The 22,447-nt window shown below is 58.2% G+C and carries 18 protein-coding genes; 12 read left to right on the top strand and 6 right to left on the bottom strand.

The window, feature by feature from the left end:
• Positions 1–313 precede the first annotated feature (313 nt).
• The 3 genes from PPP56_RS02995 to nuoH all read left to right on the top strand — a co-directional run bounded on the left by PPP56_RS02995 (position 314) and on the right by nuoH (position 2,657).
• Positions 314–949, top strand: a complete 636-nt coding sequence (locus PPP56_RS02995) for an RNA polymerase sigma factor (RefSeq protein ID WP_353562550.1) — start codon at positions 314–316, stop codon at positions 947–949.
• Positions 950–1,064: 115 nt separating this feature from the next.
• Complete coding sequence (locus PPP56_RS02990) at positions 1,065–1,334, top strand: hypothetical protein (protein WP_353562549.1); 270 nt, start codon at positions 1,065–1,067, stop codon at positions 1,332–1,334.
• Positions 1,335–1,622: 288 nt separating this feature from the next.
• On the top strand, positions 1,623–2,657 hold the full coding sequence (gene nuoH / locus PPP56_RS02985; RefSeq protein ID WP_353562548.1) for an NADH-quinone oxidoreductase subunit NuoH: 1,035 nt from the start codon (positions 1,623–1,625) through the stop codon (positions 2,655–2,657).
• 170 nt (positions 2,658–2,827) lie between these two features.
• Here nuoH and purB read toward each other — a convergent pair whose 3' ends face one another.
• Positions 2,828–4,123 (bottom strand): adenylosuccinate lyase, encoded by a 1,296-nt coding sequence (gene purB / locus PPP56_RS02980; protein WP_353562547.1) that lies wholly within the window; start codon positions 4,121–4,123, stop codon positions 2,828–2,830.
• 610 nt (positions 4,124–4,733) lie between these two features.
• Between purB and PPP56_RS02975 the strand changes: the two genes are divergently transcribed.
• Complete coding sequence (locus tag PPP56_RS02975) at positions 4,734–6,365, top strand: S8 family peptidase (RefSeq protein WP_353562546.1); 1,632 nt, start codon at positions 4,734–4,736, stop codon at positions 6,363–6,365.
• A 205-nt stretch (positions 6,366–6,570) separates the two neighbouring features.
• On the opposite strand, the gene PPP56_RS02970 is transcribed toward PPP56_RS02975, so the two are convergent.
• Entirely contained in the window at positions 6,571–6,927 is a 357-nt protein-coding gene (locus PPP56_RS02970; protein ID WP_353562545.1) for a DoxX family protein, read from the bottom strand.
• Positions 6,928–7,052: 125 nt separating this feature from the next.
• On the opposite strand from PPP56_RS02970, the gene PPP56_RS02965 reads away from it, so the two are divergent.
• The 6 genes from PPP56_RS02965 (at position 7,053) to PPP56_RS02940 (ending at position 14,251) form a co-directional block, all read left to right on the top strand.
• The gene (locus PPP56_RS02965; protein ID WP_353562544.1) at positions 7,053–7,265 is read left to right on the top strand and encodes a YgaP family membrane protein; all 213 of its coding nucleotides are present in this window, start codon (positions 7,053–7,055) and stop codon (positions 7,263–7,265) included.
• A 46-nt stretch (positions 7,266–7,311) separates the two neighbouring features.
• Complete coding sequence (locus PPP56_RS02960; RefSeq protein ID WP_353562543.1) at positions 7,312–8,523, top strand: NAD(P)/FAD-dependent oxidoreductase; 1,212 nt, start codon at positions 7,312–7,314, stop codon at positions 8,521–8,523.
• A 598-nt stretch (positions 8,524–9,121) separates the two neighbouring features.
• Positions 9,122–10,822, top strand: a complete 1,701-nt coding sequence (locus PPP56_RS02955; RefSeq protein ID WP_353562542.1) for a S8 family peptidase — start codon at positions 9,122–9,124, stop codon at positions 10,820–10,822.
• 281 nt (positions 10,823–11,103) lie between these two features.
• The gene (locus PPP56_RS02950) at positions 11,104–11,955 is read left to right on the top strand and encodes a DUF432 domain-containing protein (RefSeq protein ID WP_353562541.1); all 852 of its coding nucleotides are present in this window, start codon (positions 11,104–11,106) and stop codon (positions 11,953–11,955) included.
• Between the two features lie 50 nt (positions 11,956–12,005).
• Positions 12,006–12,905 (top strand): mechanosensitive ion channel family protein, encoded by a 900-nt coding sequence (locus PPP56_RS02945; RefSeq protein WP_353562540.1) that lies wholly within the window; start codon positions 12,006–12,008, stop codon positions 12,903–12,905.
• A 134-nt stretch (positions 12,906–13,039) separates the two neighbouring features.
• Positions 13,040–14,251, top strand: coding sequence for a M20 family metallopeptidase (locus PPP56_RS02940; protein ID WP_353562539.1), 1,212 nt, complete (start codon positions 13,040–13,042; stop codon positions 14,249–14,251).
• Positions 14,252–14,351: 100 nt separating this feature from the next.
• Here PPP56_RS02940 and argS read toward each other — a convergent pair whose 3' ends face one another.
• From argS to PPP56_RS02920, 4 genes are all read right to left on the bottom strand, one after another.
• Complete coding sequence (argS, locus tag PPP56_RS02935) at positions 14,352–16,040, bottom strand: arginine--tRNA ligase (protein WP_353562538.1); 1,689 nt, start codon at positions 16,038–16,040, stop codon at positions 14,352–14,354.
• Between the two features lie 148 nt (positions 16,041–16,188).
• On the bottom strand, positions 16,189–17,211 hold the full coding sequence (gene adhP / locus PPP56_RS02930; protein ID WP_353562537.1) for an alcohol dehydrogenase AdhP: 1,023 nt from the start codon (positions 17,209–17,211) through the stop codon (positions 16,189–16,191).
• A gap of 90 nt (positions 17,212–17,301) precedes the next feature.
• Positions 17,302–17,685: a DUF779 domain-containing protein gene (locus tag PPP56_RS02925; RefSeq protein ID WP_353562536.1), complete on the bottom strand. Its 384-nt coding sequence runs from the start codon at positions 17,683–17,685 to the stop codon at positions 17,302–17,304.
• A gap of 170 nt (positions 17,686–17,855) precedes the next feature.
• Positions 17,856–19,382, bottom strand: a complete 1,527-nt coding sequence (locus PPP56_RS02920; RefSeq protein ID WP_353562535.1) for an aldehyde dehydrogenase family protein — start codon at positions 19,380–19,382, stop codon at positions 17,856–17,858.
• A gap of 251 nt (positions 19,383–19,633) precedes the next feature.
• Between PPP56_RS02920 and PPP56_RS02915 the strand changes: the two genes are divergently transcribed.
• Both PPP56_RS02915 and PPP56_RS02910 read left to right on the top strand, forming a co-directional pair.
• A complete protein-coding gene (locus tag PPP56_RS02915; protein WP_353562534.1) occupies positions 19,634–20,692 on the top strand; it encodes a helix-turn-helix domain-containing protein in 1,059 nt (352 codons plus the stop codon).
• Positions 20,693–20,768: 76 nt separating this feature from the next.
• A complete protein-coding gene (locus tag PPP56_RS02910) occupies positions 20,769–22,424 on the top strand; it encodes a lytic transglycosylase domain-containing protein (RefSeq protein ID WP_353562533.1) in 1,656 nt (551 codons plus the stop codon).
• Positions 22,425–22,447 lie beyond the last annotated feature (23 nt).

Genomic DNA, 22,447 nt, shown 5'->3' with positions numbered 1-22,447 from the left:
AGCGCAGCTGCGGGGGCAGCTATGGAGATTGTTAGCGCGTGCGCGCCAAACCTGGCAACTGAAAACGTAGCGGTACGCCTTCGAGACCCGTGCCTCTGAACGTGTCGACATGCTGACGCAGGTGTTGATATATCGACATAATGCAGATCCCTCGCATCTTCCCTTAACACAATATTATTATTTATAAGTTGTTTATAAACAATGTTATGAATGATTAAAAATCACTATGTGACCGGTCTGGCACGAAGTTGTTTTATATGAGGGGTGACGCAACCAAGCACTTTTTCATCTGCCCCTGATTTTGGTTATGGATATGCCTCCCTCAGCCCCAAACGTTTCGTCTCCCAGCGCGTCGCAGCGCCTGTCTGCAGAGCAGCTCTCTGCATTTCGTGACCGGGCCCCTGCTGCAATTGAGCGGTGGATTTACGGCAACCGGCAATACATCCTGGGGGTGCTGCAGCGCTACTCTCGCAACACAGAAACGGCCCAGGACCTGCTTCAGGAAACATTTTTCCAGGCGATTCGAAGCGCGCCCCGGTTCAAAGGCGCCTCGAAGATTACGACCTGGCTTTACAGTATTGCGAAGAATGTAGCCCTGCAGCGCGGGCGCACCGATGATCGCTACGCTCACGTTGAAGACGACGCGCTGAACCGCATGGTATCAGACACGCACGGATCGGCATTTGGCGCGCTCTCATACACGTCGCCCGCCGGAGATGCGGTGCATAGCGAGGAGAAAGAGCTGCTTTATGAGGCGCTGTCGGAGCTTCCCCGCTCGTATCGCGAGATCATTGCGATGCGCGACCTCGACGAACTGTCTACTGAAGAGGTCGCTCGTGAGTTAGATATCACACCGGGCAATGCGCGTGTGCGTCTGCACCGTGCTCGCAAGCGGCTGCGCAACGTGCTCGCCCCGCATGTAGAGGCTTCGTACCGGTGGGCCGCGTAACGAACCGAGAACAAAGCGCGTCTACATAGTGGCAGCAAGCCGGCATAAGCGGTGTGGCACGGTTACTGCCCAATATGCTAACTGAATCTCCACAAACCAATAAGAGGCTTGAACTATGGATTGTCCATCTGAACCAATTCGCGTGGCAGAAGACGGCGAGATCATGGGGCAGCTCTGCCAGTTTGCCCGTTCTTTCAACATGACGCGTAAAGCCGTACTGAAGTGCTTGCGCGACCATGCTCCTGAGGCGGTAATCTTGCGTGCCGGCAAGGGCTTAGACCAGCTACTCATTCTGGATGCGGAGGCCCTTCGCGCCCTGCAGTCGTATGCGCAGCAGCAGACGGCTCCGCTACGCACGTCAGCTGCTTCGGCGCTTAGAGCATAGCGCCCGCACCGATTGTGGAGCACACCCAGGCTTTGTGATGTCGCGAATAACAGAGACACCGCAATGCAGTGCGGCAATGCAGTGCGGCAATGCAGTCTGATCGTGAAGCCTGAAAGTGCGGCTGTTTTGCATGGTGAACTCTCTCCGAAAACACCGATTTTAGCCGGGCAGCGGCTCCACGAGCAGCACATCATGTTTGCACGCAGCCTATACGGCTTGTAGGTTAGTGATCTACGTCCAGTCTGTTCGCAGCCCTCCTGCGAACTCTGTCGAACCAACCTTGCCGTTATGGAATACCCGCTGCTCTCCACCTTTATATTTGCATTCCTCGTAGTGAATGCGATGTTGCTTTCGGCGTCGGTGCTCGTGTATGCCGAGCGTCGCGTGTCCGGATTCATGCAGAACCGGCCCGGTCCGAACCGGGTGGGTCCGTTCGGCATCCTGCAGCCATTTGCAGACGTGCTGAAGTTCGTGATGAAGGAGGACATCCGTCCGGCAGCGTCAAACACGTTCATTCACGCGCTGGCTCCTGTGCTGATGGTTGTCATTGCCATGAGCGTAGCGGCACTGATCCCATTCGCCGAGGGCGTTGTGCTTCTGGATGTGGAGGTCGGTGTGCTACTCGTGCTGGCGCTCACTTCAATCACCGTATACGGTATTACGCTTGGGGGCTGGAGCTCAAACAGCAAGTACTCGCTTCTTGGCGGTCTGCGTTCTGCCGCGCAGATGATCTCGTATGAGCTGTCAATGGGCCTGGCCGTAATATCGGTTGTGATCATTGCCGGTACGATGAGCCTATCGGGCATCGTCGAAGACCAGGCCAGCGGATGGGCCCTGCTCGGGTGGAACGTATTCCGCAATCCCATCGGGTGTATCATCTTTATCGTGACGGCTTTTGCCGAGACGAATCGCGCTCCGTTTGACCTGCCCGAAGCCGAGCAAGAGCTGGTTGGCGGCTACCACACCGAGTACAGCGGCATGAAGTTCGGTATGTTCTTCCTGGCTGAGTACGTGAACTGGTTTGTGGCGTCGTTCATTATCGTGACGCTCTTCTTCGGCGGCTATCTCATTCCGTTCCAGCCGCTGCTCCTTGAAGCGATTCCGGCACTCGAAGGCAGCATCTGGCTTGCCCTCTTGCAGTTTGCATCGCTGATGGTGAAAGTAGCCTTCTTTGCGTTCCTCTTCATCTGGGTGCGGTGGACGTTCCCCCGCTTCAAGTATAATCAGCTTATGGAGCTCGGCTGGAAGAAGCTGCTGCCCATCGCGCTGGCCAACGCCATCGTCATCGCCGTTGGTGTTGCCATCTTCCGCTCTATCTTTTAGAGGCCCATGGTGTGTCCCCTGCACCGCAAGCCTTTAGGCATTTGTATCAACTAAGCGCCTCTACCAACGCAAGCGCCCCGCTGCGGATAAACCCGAGCGGGGCGCTTCTGCGTTTGCCTGTTTGGCTGGGAGCCTGTCTGAGTTTAGTAAACCGGCAACAGGGTCGCGGGCTATGACAGCCCAACACGCTCAAAGATAAGATCTACGTTGCGCACGTGATAGCTGGGATCGAAGACCTCGTCGATGGCATCTACCGGCAGATATTCCGTAACGGCATCGGCACTACGCACGATCTCCTGAAAGGCGCGTTTCTCTTCCCACGCCTGCATGGCCAGCGGCTGCACGCGGTCGTAAGCCTCCTCGCGCGAGAGCCCGGCGTCGATGAGGCGCAGCATAAGACGCTGGCTGTTGTAGAGTCCGTACGTGGCTTCCATGTTTTCACGCATGCGTTCGGGATAGACCGTCAGATTTTTGATGATGCGCTTTAGGCGACGTAGCGCATAGTGGGTGATCGTCGTAGCGTCTGGCAGCACCACGCGTTCGACCGACGAGTGCGAGATGTCGCGTTCATGCCAGAGCGCCACGTTCTCGTACTCGCTCACCATGTAGCCACGCAGAAGCCGCGCGCAGCCCGTCAGGTTTTCGGATCCAACCGGATTGCGCTTGTGCGGCATCGCCGACGACCCTTTCTGACCGGATCCGAACGACTCCTCTACCTCACGCACTTCGCTACGCTGTAAGTGCCGAATCTCTACAGCAATCTTCTCGATAGAGGCGCCAATGCCAGCAAGCACACTCAGGTAGTTAGCATGCCGGTCGCGCGAGAGTACCTGTGTGGAAATCGGAGCCGGACGCAGGCCGAGCCGCTCGCACGTGAGCCGTTCCACTTCAGGCGGAATGTGCGCAAACGTGCCTACAGCACCCGACAGCTTACCCACACGCATCTCTTCGGATGCGCGCCTGAGCCGCTTGCGATGCCGGTTCATCTCGTCATAGAACCGGGCTAACTTCAGTCCAAAGGTCGTTGGCTCAGCATGCACCCCATGCGTGCGCCCCATCGTAAGCGTGTCTTTGTGCTCATGCGCCCGGTCGGCAAGCTGCTCAATGAGTCCGTCGAGCTGCGACCGGATGAGCCCATTCGCCTTCCGCATCCGCACCATGTAGGCAGTATCAACCACGTCGGTCGAAGTGAGGCCGTAGTGCACCCACTTCTTCTCCGGACCGAGCGTCTCGCTTACGGCCCGGGTAAACGCCACCACATCGTGCTTGGTCTCTTTTTCTATTTCGCGAATGCGCTCGACATCAAACGATGCATTTTCGTAGAGCCTCTCAACATCCTCGGGCGGAATGGCTCCCACCTCACTCCATGCCCAGCAGGCCGCAAGTTCCACGTCGAGCCACGACTGAAACTGCTGTTCGATGCTCCAGAGGCGGTCCATTTCAGGACGAGTATAACGGTCGATCATAGCAAATAAGCGGCATAAGGGAGGCGAAGCGATGCACTGCAATATACAAGGCGTATCGGGTCGAATGCTACCGGTACGCAGCTATTGGGCCCGGTTGATGCATAGCTTCACACAGGACGCATCATTATGAGCCATCTTCCATATTGCTCAGCCTCACCATTTTTCTGTACCACGGTAGAGAAGGCGTCAGACATCGCATCCTCTGAAGTAGCTCATCTGTAAATAGCTCATCTGTAAATAGCTCGTCTATAGGTAGCTCGTCTATAGGTAGCCTATCTGAATCGTACTTTTGGTGATTACGGGCAGCATCGTCAGCTTTTTTGGCTTACTCAAACAGCGTCGTACCAACAGTGCAGACTGTCGCGTGTGCTACCAGACGACAGCTTTTGTGAGATCAGAAATTGAGTTCATTTCCGCCCAATCAGATAGCGCCCCACAATTATGATGGTTTGAGTAAGCATGCATGAATGGTTTACATAGTGTAACGTAATGGTTAACATGATGCGAACATTTGTTGAGGAAAGCGGGGCATCCCACCGGATTACTGCTTCGCATGTCGTTTTCGTCTCCGAGTGTTGTCGTTATTCTTTTGCGTTATGCAATCCCCCTTATGAACTCCCAACCCCTACTCCGTTCTTTTTTATTTGGAGCCCTGCTTGCAGCGTCTCTGGTATGGGCCGGATGCGATGATTCGTCATCTGTTGTGACCGATGATGCTGACGAGGAAGCATCGCCCATCACAATGAGCGCTACCCCACCGGCGGATGCTCCATCTGATACTGAGCTTCCGGGCGTAAACGAGCCTGGCACCCCCATTGACGGTGAGTACATTGTCGTCTACGAGCAAGGACAGGTAACTGCCAAGAGCGCAGCCGAACGCATCGGATATGCCGAAACGGTGCTGCAGTCCGTTCAGTCGACCGAAGCACGCGTGCTGAATACGTACGGCCACGCTCTTGAAGGCTTTGCCGCTGCCGAGCTCACCGACGAGGCCGCTCAGGCGCTTGAGGCACGCGACGATGTCGCCTTTGTCGAACAGAACCAGACCGTGCATGCGATAAACGATACGCAGACGAATGCCCCGTGGGGACTCGACCGCGTAGACCAGCGCACGCTTCCGCTGGATGACGCCTACTCATACAGCGCTACCGGTGCCGGCGTCAACGTCTACGTTCTCGACACCGGCATTCGCACCGGCCATAACGACTTTGGCGGGCGGGCGGTAGCTAGCGCCGATGCCTTTAACGATGGGCAGAACGCGCAAGACTGCAACGGCCACGGCACACACGTTGCTGGCACCTCAGGCGGCACTGTGTATGGCGTTGCGAAAGGGTCAACGCTCCACGCAGTACGCGTGCTCGACTGTGATGGCGGGGGCTCCATGGACGGCGTTATTGCCGGCGTCGACTGGGTTGCTGCGAATCATCAGCCTCCTGCTGTGGCGAACATGAGCCTTGGCGGCGGGGCCAGCACGGCCCTTGATAACGCAGTAACGAATGCTGTAAACGACGGTATTCTCGTTGTAGCCGCTGCAGGGAATAGCAACACCGATGCATGCACCGCCTCACCGGCTCGCGTCGATGCAGCTCTCACGGTCGGCTCCACCACGTCGTCAGACCAGCGCTCGGGCTTTTCGAACTTTGGCTCGTGCGTAGACATCTGGGCCCCGGGTTCAAACATTGCTTCGGCCTGGCATACCAGCGACACCGCCGTCAACACCATTAGCGGTACGTCGATGGCAGCACCGCACGCAGCAGGGGTCGCCGCGCTTTATCTCGAAGAGAATCCGAGTGCTACGCCGCAGCAGGTCTTTTCGGCCCTCACAAACACGGCAACCGGAGGCGTGCTTTCCGGAATCGGATCGACCTCGCCGAACCTGATGCTGTATAGCCTGCTTGGCGACGACAGCAGCAGTGGAGGAGGCAGCGCGCCGAGCGCTCCCTGCTCTTCGTGCTCAGCCTACACCGGCACCCTGACCGGTACCGGCGACGATGCGTACGAGCCGGATGGATCATACTACGCAGGCAATGGAAATGAAGTCGGCTACCTGCAGGGCCCGAGCGATGCAGACTTTGACCTGTATCTCTACCGCTGGAACGGATGGAACTGGAGCCAGGTGGCCTCGTCGACTACGCCTGACTCAAATGAGGAGATTTCTTACAGCGGGTCCTCAGGCTACTACCTGTGGGTTGTGGAGTCGTATAGCGGAAGCGGCGACTACACGTTCTACCTCGAAGACTAAATCACACGCTCTGGCGGTATGCTCCCGATCCCGCCATGCATGTTATCAGCATGCACAGCGTCAGAGCACATCCGCTCAGGAATGTGACCAAACCTGCGCCGGACGCTCCGCAAGGAGGGTCCGGCGCAGTGTTGTTGGGGGGGTATTCGCGATAAGCCCCCAACTTCACTTATCTGCCTGTCCAGTAGCTATGCAATACCAGTAGCTATGCAAGAACCGTCCAGTATACCCAGGCCATTAGAACAAACTGAAGGGGGAGCCGAAACCACAGCACCCACGTCGGGATGTCGTCAAACTTTTCAGGTGCTTGCACCATGTAGATATGCACCGGAAACACAGCTACAAGGAGTGCAATCAGTCCCCATGCGGCATAGACCTGTACGCCCGGAACGAGAACCCCCACGCCGCCCGCAATTTCAAATGCTCCGCTCACATACACAAGTAGTTTAGGCGCTGGCAGGTAAGGGGGCATGATACGCGTGAAGAGGCCGGGCTTCACGAAATGAGCGACTCCTGCCGCAATGAACATGGCCGCGATAGCGTAGAGCGAAAGCGTTTGCATCCGATGTGCTGCATCAAGCAAGAAAGTACGATACGATATAAATGCGTAACGCGGCACAACTTTCCCCGTTACCTTCGTTAAAACAACGTTCTCTTGCTTGTTACAACAAACGGACCTACCTGGTTATGACTACGAATATGGGAACGATAGATCGTGCGCTGCGCATCGTGATTGCGGTGTCAATTGGCGTGATGTACGCAACAGGCGTGATCGGCGGCACCTGGGCAGCAGTCCTGGGCGTTGTAGCAGTGGCGTTCATCTTCACCGGTGCCGTTAGTTTTTGTCCCCTGTACCGGATCGTTGGACTCTCAACGTGTCCGGTAGAACCCTCAAAGTAGGACTTCGCTTCTCTCCATCCCCGTTCATCTAACTCCCAGTTACGCCGTGGAGCTTCTTATTGTCGGTGGCGGACACGCCAGTGTAGCCTTGTTTGAACGTGCCCGCGCATGGCAGCAGCGCGGTGTGTCCGTCACGCTGCTATCTGACCACCCCTACCTGTACTATTCAGGCATGGTACCTGAGTACCTTGGTGGCGTATATTCCAGTGACGAGGTGCGCATTGACCTGAAGGGCTGGTGCCAGCAGACGGGTGTAACGTGGCACCAGGGGCGTGCCGTGCGAATGGACCCGACGGCTCGCACCGTAACCACGGCCTATGGCTCGACGATTTCGTACGACGTAGCCGTAATCGATATAGGCGCATCAAACCCGCCTCCCCCGCCCGGAGCAAAAGAGGCGCTTGTATCCACCAAGCCAATGCACAAAATTGAGCGGCTGGAGGCGTGGCTGCGTACGCTGCCCGAGCGTACGTCGCCGCAGCATCTGGTCGTTGCCGGAGGTGGCGCTGCGGGAACCGAGTTAGGCCTGAACATTCAGGCGCGTATTCAGCGCACTGCGCCGCGGCAGTGCACCGTGTCTGTTGTGGAGCCCGCCGATCGGCTGATACCGTCCTTTCCTGAGGGCGCCAGCCAGCAGGTGGCGAACCTCTTCGCCGAGGCCGGTGGACGCCTTTACACCGGGCGCCGGGTGCAGCACCGCACGCCTACACATGCAGTGCTCAACGACGGCACGCGCCTGCCTTGCACGCAGCTTGTGTGGGCAACGGGCTCGGTAGGATCGCCGTTCTGGCAGCGTACGCCCTTTTCGTGCACCGACAGCGGCTTTGTGAAGGTTATCGACTCGCTGCAGATTCCGTCGGCCCCGCGCGTGTTTGCGGCAGGCGACTGCGCAGCGGTTGGCGGGTATACCGATCTGCCCCGTATCGGTGTTCATGCCGTAAAGCAAGGGCCGCTCCTCGCCGATAATGTAGATCGCATGCTGCAGCACTTGCAGGACGGCAAACCACCCGAGCGTGCATATCAGAGTGCCGGGCTGCGCGCGTTCAAGCCGTACTCTGTGGCCCCGCTCATCTTGTCTACCGGCACCGCCAGCGGGCTGTGGCGCGCCGGGTCAATCTGGTGGATGCGTCCGGCTGCGCTTCGCATGAAGCACCTCGTCGACCTCCGCTGGATGAACCGCTACCGTTTGCCAGATGAGAACACCTGGCCGGCCTGGCAAGCTGCCCACGCACGATGTGCACAAGATTCCGCCCGGTAGGCTGCCAGTCCAGCAATGCCACAACGCGTCTCTATCGCTAAACTGTAGCACAAGTGAAAAAGCATATCAAAGAAAGAAACCCGCTTTTAACGACTGTTTGTAGTGGAAGAACACTAAATGACAGGGAAAATGGATACCGCATTTTTCTCGTTCGAACCCCTTTGCCTTCGAGCTTCGCCGCAGGCGTGATCCTGTAGACATCTCCCTTTAGCCAAGGGGAGAAACCTGACACGAACCCACAGGGCGACTGATGGAGCGAAGCGGAATAAGGAAGAGGGGATTTGAGCGGAATGCGAGGATGTAAACCACATGTCAATCACTTAACAACTTACCGCTACCAGACTGTTTTACTGCTGTACGTGACCGACAGTTGGTCATCACTCAAGCACATCCTGTAACGTCACCAACATGAAGTAATGAGCAATATATGGTGAAACCACCACATATGGGTAATAACTTCTGATCGCACCTTACCTGTTTCTTGATATTAAGAAACTATAGCGTTACAATTGGCATCCAGAGCGGCGTAGGTTTCCCAGCACCATGCCAGTCTTAACATTCTGGATCTTGTTTATTTATCAACTGACAACGCTTTCTCATGACGCGCTACATACCCTTTATCACACTGGCCCTGGTGCTGGTTTTTGCCGGATGTGATGATACTCCGCTATCTTCTGAACAAGCAACAGCCCCTGATACCCAACCTCAAAATCTTTCGAATGCCCAGGCCCCAAGTGCTGCTGGCGAAACGATTCCCGATCAGTACATTGTGGTCTTTAATCGTGACGTCAGCGACGTACCTGGGCTTGCAAATCGACTGGCTGCCTCCCAAAATGGCGAGATTGGCTACACATACGAACACGCCGTAAAAGGCTTCTCAATTAAAGCGTCCCCTCAGGCTGCTGAGGCGCTTGAACGCAACCCGAATGTTGCTTATGTCGAAGCCGACCAGAAAATGTTTGCTGTTGGCACAACGCAGGAAGGCGCCACATGGGGCCTCGACCGTGTTGACCAGCGCGACCTCCCTCTGGATGGCACGTACACGTACACCGCCACCGGTGAAGGCGTAGACTCTTATGTAATCGACACCGGCATTCGCACAGACCACGTTGATTTTGGCGGACAGGCCGTTAATGGGTTTGATGCGTTTGATGATGGGCAGGATGGCGAAGATTGCAATGGCCACGGTACCCATGTAGCTGGTACGGTTGGAGGCGCTGAGTGGGGTGTTGCTAAAGGAACGAACCTCATCGGCGTGCGCGTGCTCGACTGCAACGGCGGAGGATCTGTGAGTAGTGTCGTTGCCGGCGTAGACTGGGTAACAGCCAATGCGAGTGGCCCCTCGGTCGCTAACATGAGTCTCGGCGGCGGTGCCAGCGATACGATCGACGACGCTGTTCGCGAATCGGTTGCAGCAGGAATTACTTACACCATCGCAGCCGGGAACGGCGACCGCCTCGGACGCGCCCAGGACGCGTGCAACTACTCGCCCGCACGGGTCGAAGAGGCTGTCACGGTCAGTGCAACGGATGACACCGACACAAAGGCGTCGTTTGCAAACTTCGGCGACTGCGTTGAGATCTTTGCTCCAGGCGTAGATATCACTGCACCATGGATCGGTAGCAGCACCGATACCCGCACCATCAGCGGCACATCAATGGCGGCGCCGCATGTAGCCGGAGCTGCTGCATTGCACCTGGAAAACAACCCGACTGATGGTCCGGATGCCGTCTACGCTGCTCTCGCGGATGCCTCTACCAAAGGCATCGTGTCGAGCTCCAACACCGCCAATAACGACCTGCTGTACACGCTTCTCGACGGCTCCGATGACGGGAGCGATGATGGGAGCGATGACGGCTCCGATGATGGGAGCGATGACGGCTCCGATGACGGCTCCGATGACGGCTCCGATGACGGCTCCGATGACGGGAGCGATGACGGCTCCGATGACGGGAGCGATGACGGCTCCGATGACGGGAGCGATGACGGCTCCGATGATGGGGACGACAGCACCGCTTCCGCACCGTCCATTGATACGTTCGACGTGAGCACCCGCAATACGGGCCCATGGTCGCGCGCTACGGTCCAGTGGGCTGTCTCTGACGCGGATGGCGATCTCCAGAATGTAACCACCGAGTTGCTGAGTGGGGGATCTGTCGTCGACGCTTCTTCCTCTTCCGTAAGCGGATCGGCTGCGAGCGGAGAGCATGAGCTGCGTACACGAGGCGGTGCCGACGAGGTACGTCTTACAGTTACCGATAGCGAAGGAAACGAGACCTCGCAGACGCAAGCCCTGTAGTAGACACTCGGTTCTTCGTTCTGAAGACCTCGCTCAACCACTTTCCTAACTTGAGCAGGTTCTGACGCTATTGGCCTGCTTCGGCTATCACAGCCGGAGCAGGTCTTTTTTGTTTGCTACCAATATCCCCAAGACCGATAGAGGCCCTCGCCGTAAAGGCTAAGAGTCCAATGTGTCATGAACATCTACTATGCCTCCTTACCGGGCAGTCGATTGCGCTTCCCGGCGCTAAGCACTATCATGCAATCTCCACACTCCCCTGACTGTGCTTGCTTCCTGCTATGACTGTCTCTGAGTCCGCTCTATCGCCCTGGTGGCGGGACTACTCTGTTCCACTTGGCCATATGGCGCACTGGGCTATCGGCTCGCTTTCGTTTTGGGCAATGCGTACGGAGCGAGAGTGGCGCGTGGCGCAGCATGCAGGCCAAGACCCGCTGGCTGACGCTAACACATACGAGTCGCTTACCCCTGATGCCGAGAGCGCCTTTAACTGGGACGAACCAGAGCAGCATACCGTGCAACGCTTTAGTATGAAAGAGACAAGCGAGCGCTGCGCCTTACACCCTCAGCTGGCTGACCGCCCGGTGGTCATTCGTCCTGAACACCCCATCTCCATCGTCTCAGGCGAGACCATTACCCTGTTTGTAAGCACGCCCCTCTGGATACAATACACCGTGCATGCTCCTGCCGTTAAGCTGCTACAGATGCCAACCATGCGTCCGTCTGACACGTGGTTTGGCACCAACACGCGTCAGGGCGAGCTGTGCTACGCCTCACGCACAACGGGGCGGTTGCAGTTGAGCGAGGTACCTGTGCGTCCCCATCGTGCCATCACGCCACTGCGCATTCGCAACCGGGCTTCCGACACCCTGCTGCTTGAACGCGTGCAGGTGCCTACCGCATACCTCGCTCTCTATGAGAACGAGGCCCATGCGCTATGGACCCAGGCCCTTCGGCTTGACCGCGGTCCAGACAATATCAGCAGCAGTACGCCCGCCGCACAGGTTCACATAGAACCCGGTACACCCGACGAAGCAGGCTCCTGTACGCGTATCGCCGAACCGCGTGAGACATCCAAGCGCAACTTGTTCATCAGTACGTTTAGTGCTGTAGGATCGCTCTTCGGCTCGTAACCGCGCCCGCCCTCCTTATTCCCTCTTTCCTCTATAGCTCTCCGCTGCGCATGGATATCGATGCTCTCTGGTCCACCCTCAACGAACTGATTGGCGACCCACGCATCGTAGGCGTCTTCTGGGCCACGGTAAAAGTCGTCGTTGGTCTGGTGCTGGCCCGCCTTGCCAGCAGTGGCCTGGTGCGCTTCATCGCCGACGAAAGCGACGCGCATCAGACGATGCTTATCAAGCGCGTCGCGTTCTACGTGATCTTCGGGCTGTTCATCGCCTCCGCACTGTCTGACCTGGGTATGAACCTGGGCATCCTGCTTGGCGCGGCGGGTATCCTGACCGTGGCCATCGGTTTTGCATCGCAGACGTCGGCCTCCAACGTCATTAGCGGACTTTTCTTGCTGGGCGAGAAGCCCTTCGCGGTGGGCGATGTCGTAAAAGTGGGAAGCACAACCGGCGAGGTCGTGTCGATCGATCTGCTCTCGGTAAAGCTGCGTACGTTCGATAACCTGTTCGTGCGCATCCCAAACGAAACCATGATCAAGTCGGAGATCACAAATCTGCGTCGTTTCCCAATCCGCCGGTTTGACCTGCAAGTCGGGGTTGCGTATAAAGAAGACCTGGAACGCGTCCGCAAGGTGCTGCTTAAGGTCGCCGAAAACCACCCGCTGTGCCTGGAGGAGCCCAATCCCATCGTTATGTTTACCGGTTTTGGGGATTCGTCGATTAACTTCCAGTTTTCGGTATGGGCCGTCTCAGATAGCTTTCTGCAGGTGCGTACGCAGGTCCCGATGGCGGTAAAGGCAGCCTTTGATGAGCACGACATCGAGATCCCGTTCCCGCATCGCACGCTTTACACCGGCAGCGTAACCGACCCGATGCCGCTGCGTCTGAGCGAGGGCCGCGGCGACGGAAGCCGGCACGCAGCCCCCGATCCCTCAGCAGCCGACGCGTCCTGACAAGACCCGCATACCATTCGTCTTCTTTCTGTCATACCTCCCCATGCGAGATGCTAAATCGTGGTTCAGGGACTGCTTCACCGGCTTCATGCACCGTACGTGCCGCACTGCTGCTCTGCATCGTGCTTCTCGTGATGCCCAGACCTGCTGACGCCCAGGAGGCTCAGCTCTCGCTCGACGATGCTCTTCAGCATCCTGCCGTACAGCAAGCTCGCTTACACGTGCAGGCCCAGGCCGACCCGGCAGCGGAGCGATTGGCTACGCTCGGGGCCATCCCGGCCCCTTCCGGTCAGGAGCGTGAGCGAGCCGAGGCAGTGCGCAGCCTCATGGTGCAGATCGGCCTGCAGGATGCGCACGTCACCGACATCAACAACGCGGTCGGCGTCATCCCGGGCGTGTCCGATAGCGTGCTTGTCTTCATCTCTACGCTCGACGATCTCGCGACGGTAGCCGAGCACCAGGCCGCAGCCGATGTGCCGCCCCGTATTGAAGGCGATCGCGTCGTTGGACCGGGCACCAACACCTCATCTACCACGGTGGCCATGCTCACAGCAGCCGAGGCCCTAATCGAGCATGCCATTCGCCCGCATCACACCCTGGTTTTCGCAGCGGTCGCCCAAGAGGAAACAGGACTTGCAGGGATGCGGGCCGCCTACGACCAATACAGCGATCGCGCAGTCGCGTTTGTCGATATTCTGGGCGACGGCGCAACAATTAGCTACGGCGCACTTGGCATTAACTGGTGGCGCGTGGAAGCAGCGGGCCCCGGCGGGCATACCCTGCGTGGCGGGCTTCCCAATGTAAATCAGGGTATTGGGCGCGCGGTCGACCGCATTCTACAGCTGCCTCACCCTGAAGCGCATGCCGACCAAAACACGCATCTCAACGTCGCCATGCTCCAGAGCGGATCGGTCTTCAACCACAAGCCGGACAATGGATGGTTCTCGCTCGACGTGCGCTCGCTTGATGCTGATGTGATCAGCGCTATGGAAGCCGCTGTCGACTCGGTGCTACACGCGGTGGAGCGTGAAACGGAAATCCGTTTCGAGCGCGTCCCCGAAACACTCGTTCCTGGCGGCCAGATTCCGGGCTTTCGGGATTCGGATGTGGTGCAAACCTCGCGTGCTATCGCCGAGCAGCTCGGACTGGCCCCCAACCTGAGTCCGGCAGGCTCCTCGAACATGAATGTGGCTATCGCCGGCGGCACTCCTGCAATTGGGCTGGGCGGCGACCGCGGCGGTGCGCGTGGAACGCCCGACGAGTGGGCATCGGTACCGGCTCTGGTTCGTGCTGCCGAACACGTGCTGCTGCTTGCCACAACACTTGGCGGCCTCGACGCCCCGTGACAGAAAACCACGAGCAGGAGACCTCGACAGGAGACCCCGGCCAGACTCCTACAGATCCGCGTACCGGCATTCCGGGTACGCAATCTGTTCCATCAGCACGCTACATTGATTCGGGCGCGCTAATGCCGAGTACGGTAAGTCCGTTCTGCAGTACCGTGCGGGTGGCACGGGCCAGCTGCAGGCGCGCGGCACCGAGCGCTTCGTCTTCGCCGATGATGTGGCACGAGCCGTAGAACTGCGAAAACGCGGTAGCCACCTCGCGCAGATACGTGGCTACGTGGTGCGGGGCCCGCTGCGCAGCAGCCCGGTCGATCACCTCGGGGAAGCGAAGAAGCGCCTTAATGAGCGCCGTTTCGTCGTCGTGTGTAAGCAACGTCAGGTCAACGTCGCCGCTTGCATCCAGCCCGACCTCTACGGCCTTGTCGCGAATGGAGCAGATGCGTGCATGGGCGTACTGCAGGTAGAAAACCGGGTTTTTGTCGCTGGCTTCCTTTGCAAGATCCAGATCAAAGTCCAGATGCGTCGATGCACTGCGCATCAGAAAGAAGAAGCGCGTCACGTCGGGGGTCACCTCGTCGATCAAGTCGCTGAGAGTCACGTAGTTTGCGCGGCGCGTGCTCATCTTGACGGGTTCGCCGCCGCGAATCAGCGTCACGAACTGATAGAGCAGTACCTCAACGCGGCTGGTGTCGTAGCCGAGCACGTCGAGCGCACTGATCACGTCGGGGTAGGTGGCCACGTGGTCGGCCCCGAGGACGTCAATGATCGCGTCGTAGCCCCGCTCAAACTTGTCGGCATGATAGGCGATGTCGGGTGTACGGTAGGTAGGCTCACCCGTCTGCTTGATAAGCACCGTATCTTTGTCTTTGCCAAAGTCGGTTGTCTTAAACCAGAGCGCCCCATCCTTTTCGTAGGTAACCCCTGCTTCGCGCAAGCGCTCTACGGTCTCGCTCACGCGCTCATCGTCGTAGAGACGGCGCTCGTTGAAGTAGTCATCCATTTCAATACCAAGGCGCTGCAGCGTGCCTTCGATCTCTTCGAAGATGACGGCCTCGGCCTGGTCTTGAAATGGGCGTAGCGAATCGGTCGTGAGGAGCGCAGCGCCATGCTCATCAACCAGTATCTGGGCGATGTCGGTAATGTACGCTCCCTGATAGCCATCGTCAGGAAACGAGACGGGCACGTCGACCGTCGTGCCGTCGTCATAAGTGAGCGTCTTCATCTCGACATCCGACACGATCTCTTCGTAGCGAGCCCGCACCGACTGTGCCAGCACGCGCATCTGCCGGCCGGCGTCGTTGTAGTAGTACTCGCGGGTAACGCGATGGCCTGTCCATTCAAGCAGGTTCGCCACGGTATCCCCAAGAACCGCATTGCGACCGTGTCCCACGGTTAGGGGGCCAGTGGGATTCGCGCTGACGTACTCAACGATGGCGGTTTGGCCTGTCCCGGTATCGGTGTGCCCATAGCGGCTACCGGCTTTGAGGAGTGCCTGCAGGGCATCGGTGAGGTAGGTATCGGCCAGCCGGATGTTGATGAAACCGGGTCCGGCCACCTCGACCGCCTCGACACGCGCCGGGTCGACGCGCTCACGCAGCATCGCGGCCAGTTCCTCCGCAATAGCACGCGGGTTGTTTTTGAGCACGCTGGCCAGCCGCATTGCTGTGTTGGTTGCCCAGTCGCCATGTTCGGGTTGGGCCGGACGCTCCAGCTCGACCTCAAAGTCGTCGGGCACGGCGTCGTAAGTGGCAAGGATGGCGCGTAGGTGCTGGCGGAGTTGATCTTGCATAGCAGCAGGCAGTCATACAAAAGGGCGATGCACGTGCAGGCTGGCACGCACACCGCCCAACGTAGGCAGTGCAGCCGTATCCCGAAAGACACGACAGCGGGTTTGCCGAAAAATTAGACGGGCTATCGACGGGCTATTTAAGACGGGCTTAGTTCGAACGGAAGTCGAACACAATGCGGGGTTTTTCCATGCGGCTGTGCATTACATCGTCGAACGACTCGTTGACCGTGTCGAGGGTGCGAGTTTCGCGGAGCACGGTCGTATGCCCGTCGGCGTGGAGCTGGAAAACCTCGTCGAGATCGCGTCGGGTACCAACGATCGAGCCTTTGATCGTAAGCCCCTGCAGCACGGTTTCAAAGATCGGAAGCTGAATGTGGTTTTCAGCGGGAAGCCCGACAAACACAAGGCGTCCGCCCCGACGCAGCGACTGGTAGGCCTGCTCGAATGCTTTGGGTGAAACAGCTGTGCTGATGGCCGCATGCGCGCCTCCCATCTTCTGCAGCTCTTCGACGACGTCGTCGTGTTTTGGGTTGAAAGTGTAGGTGGCGCCCAGCTCTTTGGCCAGCTCCAGCTTCTTATCGACCAGGTCTACCGCAGCCACGGTAGCCCCCGCAATGCGTGCGTACTGCACGGCCAGATGGCCAAGCCCGCCAATGCCAAAAACGACAACGAGTTCAGACGAACGAGCTTCCGACTCTTTGACCGCTTTATATGTGGTAACGCCTGCGCAGGTGAGCGGAGCGGCATCGATCGGATCGACACCATCAGGAACCTTGTTGACGTACTTGCCGAATCCTCGAGCGTACTCTGCATACGAGCCGTCGATGGTGTATCCAGCGTTTTCTTGCTGTAGGCAGAGCGTTTCGCGACCAGAAATGCAGTGCTCACACGAGCCACAGGCGTAGGCGAGCCACGGAAGCGCTACGCGGTCGCCTTCCTTCACGTTGGTCACGCTGCTGCCGGCACGCTCCACAATACCGACCCCTTCGTGACCGGGAATAAGCGGCATTTTAGGCTTGGCCGGCCAGTCGCCATGCACGGCGTGGATATCGGTATGGCAGAGCCCAGCAGTTTCGATCTGAATGGAGACCTCATCATGTCCGGGATCAGGCTTCTCTACTTCGTCAATGGATAGCGGCCCACCGTACTCATAGGCAACCGCAGCTTTCATAGTTGTACACATAGTCAGTTGTACACGTAAGTTAAACAGGAAATAGAAGAAAAAGGCGGATGCGCACCGCGTCTGCACCCCAAAAGCGATTTATTCTGCGGGCACGGCGTCTTGTACATCCACCACCTTGTCGAGCTCATCGTCTTCAAACATGCGTGACTTGGTGATAAAGCGCACGCCGAGCGGAATCTCAATCGAGAAGCTGGCCCCCCGGCCGGGCTTCACGTCAATGGTAAGCTGCATGTACTGCCAGTATTCGTACTGGTCGCGTGCGATGTAGAACGGACAGCCATGAATATCGCCGAGCTTGATGTCGCTCGTGCCGACCTTGAACTCGTTGGCCGGATAGCACATCGGCTGTGAGCCGTCGCAGCATCCCCCACTCTGGTGAAACATGAGCGGTCCGTGATCATCGCGAAGCTCATCGATCACCGCTCGGGCTTCGTCGGTGACCGTGACGCGTGGAATAGACATATCAGGTTATACAGAGATTGGAGAGAACGTATAGAAAGAATCGTGTGCATCTGACACATCCGACAGGTTGAATCCTGCATATGCTGCCGCCAGACCACACACGAGGCGGGTCTGGCGTGCAGCATCTACAGTAGAACAGGGCCGCTTAGTGCAGCACAAGAACCAGGGCTTTAGAAAAAGCCCATCGCGTTCTTGTCATAGGAGATCAGCATATTCTTCGTCTGGCGGTAGTGGTCGAGCGCCATCTTGTGCGTTTCGCGCCCGAAGCCCGACTTCTTATAGCCACCGAACGGCGCGTGGGCCGGGTAGGTGTGATAGCAGTTCACCCATACACGGCCTGCCTTGATGGCACGGGGGACGCGGTACATCTCATGCGCGTCGCGCGTCCACACGCCGGCTCCGAGTCCGTAGAGCGTATCGTTCGAGATCTCGATGGCCTCGTCCATGTCTTTGAACGTCGTGGCCGACGTGACCGGCCCAAAGATCTCCTCCTGGAAGACCCGCATCTTGTTGTGCCCCCTGAAGATGGTGGGCTCGATGTAGTAGCCTTCGCCCGGCATACCGTCGCCCCCCATGTTGTAGGCGTTGCCACCTGCCAGCACCTCAGCACCTTCGTCTTTGCCGACCTGCAGGTAGTTCAGGATCTTCTCGTACTGATCGCTGGACGCCTGCGCACCGACCATGGTGTCAGGATGCAGCGGATCGCCAACCTTGATGTTCTTGGTGCGCTCCACCACACGCGCAAGGAAATCATCAGCAATCGACTCCTGCACCAGAATACGGCTTGGACAGGTGCAGACCTCTCCCTGGTTGAGTGCAAACATGGCGGCGCCTTCGAGGCATTTGTCGAAGAACGCATCGTCGGCATCCATCACGCTTTCAAAGAACACATTCGGGCTCTTGCCGCCCAGCTCCATCGTAGAGCGGGTGATGTTCTCGGAGGCGTACTGCAGGATGAGGCGACCGGTGGTTGTTTCGCCGGTAAACGCGATCTTGGCGATGCGAGGCGACTGCGCCAGGGGCTTGCCGGCTTCGACGCCGAACCCTTGCACAATGTTAACGACCCCCGGAGGCAGAATGTCTTTCACCAGATCGGCCCAGACCATAATACCGACAGGCGTCTGCTCGGCAGGCTTCAGCACCACCGTGTTACCAGCAGCCAGTGCCGGACCCAGCTTCCAGGCCGCCATAAGCAGCGGGAAGTTCCACGGAATGATCTGCCCGACCACGCCGAGCGGCTCACGAATCTGCATGCTCACGGTGTCTCGGTCCAGTTCCGACACCGTTCCCTCTTCCGACCGCACGACCCCCGCAAAGTAGCGGAAGTGGTCGATCGCCAGCGGCAAGTCGGCGTTCAACGTTTCACGAATAGGCTTTCCATTGTCGACGGTCTCGACCCGTGCCAGCAGTTCAAGATTGTCTTCCATCACGTCAGCGATCTTGAGCATGATGTTGCTGCGCTCAGCAGCCGACACATGGTTCCACGTCTTGGCTGCTTCGTGTGCAGCATCAAGCGCTTTATCGATGTCGGCCTTTCGGGAACGAGCTACGCGACAGAAGGGCTTGCCATCAATCGGAGATACGTTGTCGAAGTACTCTCCCCCTTCAGGCTCGACGAACTCGCCTCCAATAAAGTTTAGATACGTGTCCTTAAATGAAGGACGGTCATAGGCTTTTTTTTCCTGTACAGTTTCCATGGTAACTGGCGTTAGGTATGAGCAGAAATATACAGCTTACGGTACAACACGCAGAGCGCCTGCCCGTATAGCACAGCACACACAGTATGATGGAACCGCTTCCAATACATGCGTGCTAAGGCGCTTTATGCAGTGCGCTGCTGGATGAACCTTAACATAGCCTTCTTTCTTTACACTTTACTTGTTAAATTTTCCCAAACTGTTGTATATTACTCCCAATCCGCTTCGTACAGGTTCTTTAGAGTGTTGTCATGGATTTTTCTGAGCAGTTAGATGAGATACGAGCGGCGCATCCGCCTGTAGACCTGATCGAAAACCGTACGACCTTTGGCGGCCCTGATGCTGAGTTGTCGATCTATGATACATACAACAAGGCATCGTTTGTGCGGCTGCAGCGCCCGCACCCACTCATCTGTGGCATGATCCGTGGTAAGAAGGTCGTGCACGTGCCTGGCGACGGATCCGGGCATCCGACTGATCGCTCTGCGTCGGTGCCGTCCTCTGAATCCGCCGATGCTATGAAGGAAGAAGCTTCGCAGGAAAAGGCCTCGGACGAAGAGACCTCGCAGGATCCGTTCGATTTTATGCCGCATGAGACGCTCATTCTGCCATCGGGCCGACCGGTCTACATTGACTTTCCCGAGGCAGCCCCCAATGCCCCTACAACCTGCCTCACTGTTGAGATCGACCATGATCGCATTCAACAGGTTGTCGACCGCATGAATCAGCATATGTCCCGTGCACCTGAATCGGAACCGTGGAGCTACAGCGATGCTCAGCCGCTTCACTACCGCCACCTCTCCGATGTCGACGAAACCGCGCGGCGCCTCGTGCAGGTGTTTACTGAAGACCGGCCGTATAAGGATACGCTTATCGACCTGGGTATCACTGAACTGGTTGTGCGCCTGCTACGTACGAAAGCGCGCGCGCTGCTGCTTTCGCATAGCGCTGAGCAATCAGATTCTAATGGAATGGCTGCAGCGGTAGAGTACGTGAAGCGCAACCTGCATCGACGCATTACCATTGATGAGGTCGCCGAAGCGGCATGCATGAGCACGTCGAGCCTGTATCGCTACTTTCGCAACGAAATGGGCTGCACGCCCCTTCAGTTTATTACGACATGCCGCATCCAGCAGGCCAAGTCGATGCTGCGTGAACCCGGACAGTCGGTTACTGGTGTGGCGTACGATCTTGGTTTTTCGGATGTGAGCCACTTCATTCGCACATTCCGGGAGGCCGAAGCCTGCACGCCCGGCGCCTACCAGCAGCGCTTCGCGTCAACCGACTCGTCCTCTTCGCAAGACCTGTAGCGCGCTGTTGTGAGACGCGCTTTCTGCGTTATCGCCACCGGTGGTCTGCACCACGCTCCCTGCCCCGTTTCTGCATATGCCTTCCTCCTCGCCTTCCACACCTGAGATGCCCCGTACTGCGCTGCTCTCTGTTGTGCTTGGCTTGCTCATCGGAGGGGCAGTGGCCTCCCACCAGGCCCAGTTGCCTGGTTCGACCGTGCACACCTGGTTAACAGACGCCGCGCCGCCCACCCCGTCGGCCAACGTACCGGTCACTGCCGATTCGATATCGGATGCAGAGGCGCAGGCGGTCATGGCCCGGCTCTATCGGCTGCAGTCGGAGCGCATGGAAGCGCTGCAACGAAACGATACGCGGGCGACGACGCGCCTGCTGGAGGCGTCGCTTCATACAGCAGCCTCATATGTGAAACGCCCCGGCTTTACGGCGCGCCGCGATGCCGAGGCCCTCGTGCGCACGCTCAGGCACGCCTACGAAACGCATCATGGCGTACCCGATACGCTTGGTCTGCCCGAAGGCGATATCTACCCGCTGCGTGCCGCACTCTTCGATACGCTCAACCACCAGGAGCCTGGCCCCATGCCTCAGGTCGACGATGCTCTGCCCGCAGGCATAGAAGAGACGCGCACCGAGGTGCCCATCGTAGTCAACAACAGGGTGCGCCAGAGCGTCGCGTTCCTGCTGCGCAACGCACGTCTTCATCTCTATCCATGGATGCGGCGCAGCGACACGTATTTTCCAATGATCGAGCAGATCTTTGCCGAGGAGGGCGTGCCCGATGAGTTGAAGTACCTGGCGCTCGTCGAGAGCGGCATGAACCCGTTTGCCTACAGCCATGCTCGTGCCGCCGGCCTCTGGCAGTTTGTGCCCGCTACCGCACGACAATACGGACTCACCATTGACCCGTGGGTCGACGAACGCCGCGATCCGGAGAAGTCGACCCGAGCCGCCGCTCGCCTGCTGCGCGACCTGTACGCTTTTTTCGGCGACTGGCACCTCGCGCTTGCCGGATACAATTTCCGCCCCTCCCGGGTGAAGCAGGCAGCACGCCGCGCCGAGCAACGCCTTGGCCGTCCGGCCACGTTCTGGGATATCTACGACGATCTACCGGATGAGACCCGAAACTATGTGCCTTCGTTCATGGCAACCGCCCTGATTCTATCGGATCCGGGGGCCTTCGACCTGGCACGCGTTCCCACCGGCCCCCGATACGCATTCGACCATGTACCGGTGCGCCATGTGCTCACGCTGGATCAGATCGCGTCATGGGTGGGGGAGCCCCACGATCAGATTAAAGCGCTCAACCCTGAACTGCGGAGCGATCGCCTGCCTGCTTCCACCACGCCCTATTACGTGCGCATCCCGTACGGCTCCTTCTCGGCCTTCGCGGAGGCGTACGATGCCTATGCTGAAGACGAGGCGCGCCTGGGCTCCCAGTCGTCTGTTGTCGTGCAGGCCGGCGATACCGTTGGACGACTGGCCCAACGCCACCAGGTGTCGCCAGAGGCCCTCCCCTTTCGGCTGATGTCGGCCGTGCAGGTAGGCACGCCGGTGCCGGTACCGCCAAACACGTACACCGGGAATGTAGCACTTCTGGCAGAGGCCGGCATGCAGCCGGTGCGTGTGCAGTACAGCGCACGGGCAACTCGCGGGCTGCTGGCGGAGGATGCCCCGTCGCGCTTTGAAACGGACCTTCCGGGGGCCGACGAAGCTTCCCCGCCTGATTTGCAGTAAGCGTAACCAACAGCGCTATGTGG

Source organism: Longimonas sp., from assembly GCF_040409695.1.
Classification (GTDB): domain Bacteria; phylum Bacteroidota; class Rhodothermia; order Rhodothermales; family Salinibacteraceae; genus Longimonas.
This window is presented reverse-complemented; position numbering and strand designations above follow the sequence as displayed.

Bases quoted from the DNA above. Each gene is read 5' to 3' on its own strand.
- PPP56_RS02995 (WP_353562550.1), top strand. From the start codon at position 314: ATGCCTCCCTCAGCCCCAAACGTTTCGTCTCCCAGCGCGTCGCAGCGC.
- PPP56_RS02990 (WP_353562549.1), top strand. From the start codon at position 1,065: ATGGATTGTCCATCTGAACCAATTCGCGTGGCAGAAGACGGCGAGATC.
- nuoH (WP_353562548.1), top strand. From the start codon at position 1,623: ATGGAATACCCGCTGCTCTCCACCTTTATATTTGCATTCCTCGTAGTG.
- purB (WP_353562547.1), bottom strand. From the start codon at position 4,123: ATGATCGACCGTTATACTCGTCCTGAAATGGACCGCCTCTGGAGCATC.
- PPP56_RS02975 (WP_353562546.1), top strand. From the start codon at position 4,734: ATGAACTCCCAACCCCTACTCCGTTCTTTTTTATTTGGAGCCCTGCTT.
- PPP56_RS02970 (WP_353562545.1), bottom strand. From the start codon at position 6,927: ATGCAAACGCTTTCGCTCTACGCTATCGCGGCCATGTTCATTGCGGCA.
- PPP56_RS02965 (WP_353562544.1), top strand. From the start codon at position 7,053: ATGACTACGAATATGGGAACGATAGATCGTGCGCTGCGCATCGTGATT.
- PPP56_RS02955 (WP_353562542.1), top strand. From the start codon at position 9,122: ATGACGCGCTACATACCCTTTATCACACTGGCCCTGGTGCTGGTTTTT.
- PPP56_RS02950 (WP_353562541.1), top strand. From the start codon at position 11,104: ATGACTGTCTCTGAGTCCGCTCTATCGCCCTGGTGGCGGGACTACTCT.
- PPP56_RS02945 (WP_353562540.1), top strand. From the start codon at position 12,006: ATGGATATCGATGCTCTCTGGTCCACCCTCAACGAACTGATTGGCGAC.
- PPP56_RS02940 (WP_353562539.1), top strand. From the start codon at position 13,040: ATGCCCAGACCTGCTGACGCCCAGGAGGCTCAGCTCTCGCTCGACGAT.
- argS (WP_353562538.1), bottom strand. From the start codon at position 16,040: ATGCAAGATCAACTCCGCCAGCACCTACGCGCCATCCTTGCCACTTAC.
- adhP (WP_353562537.1), bottom strand. From the start codon at position 17,211: ATGAAAGCTGCGGTTGCCTATGAGTACGGTGGGCCGCTATCCATTGAC.
- PPP56_RS02925 (WP_353562536.1), bottom strand. From the start codon at position 17,685: ATGTCTATTCCACGCGTCACGGTCACCGACGAAGCCCGAGCGGTGATC.
- PPP56_RS02920 (WP_353562535.1), bottom strand. From the start codon at position 19,382: ATGGAAACTGTACAGGAAAAAAAAGCCTATGACCGTCCTTCATTTAAG.
- PPP56_RS02915 (WP_353562534.1), top strand. From the start codon at position 19,634: ATGGATTTTTCTGAGCAGTTAGATGAGATACGAGCGGCGCATCCGCCT.
- PPP56_RS02910 (WP_353562533.1), top strand. From the start codon at position 20,769: ATGCCTTCCTCCTCGCCTTCCACACCTGAGATGCCCCGTACTGCGCTG.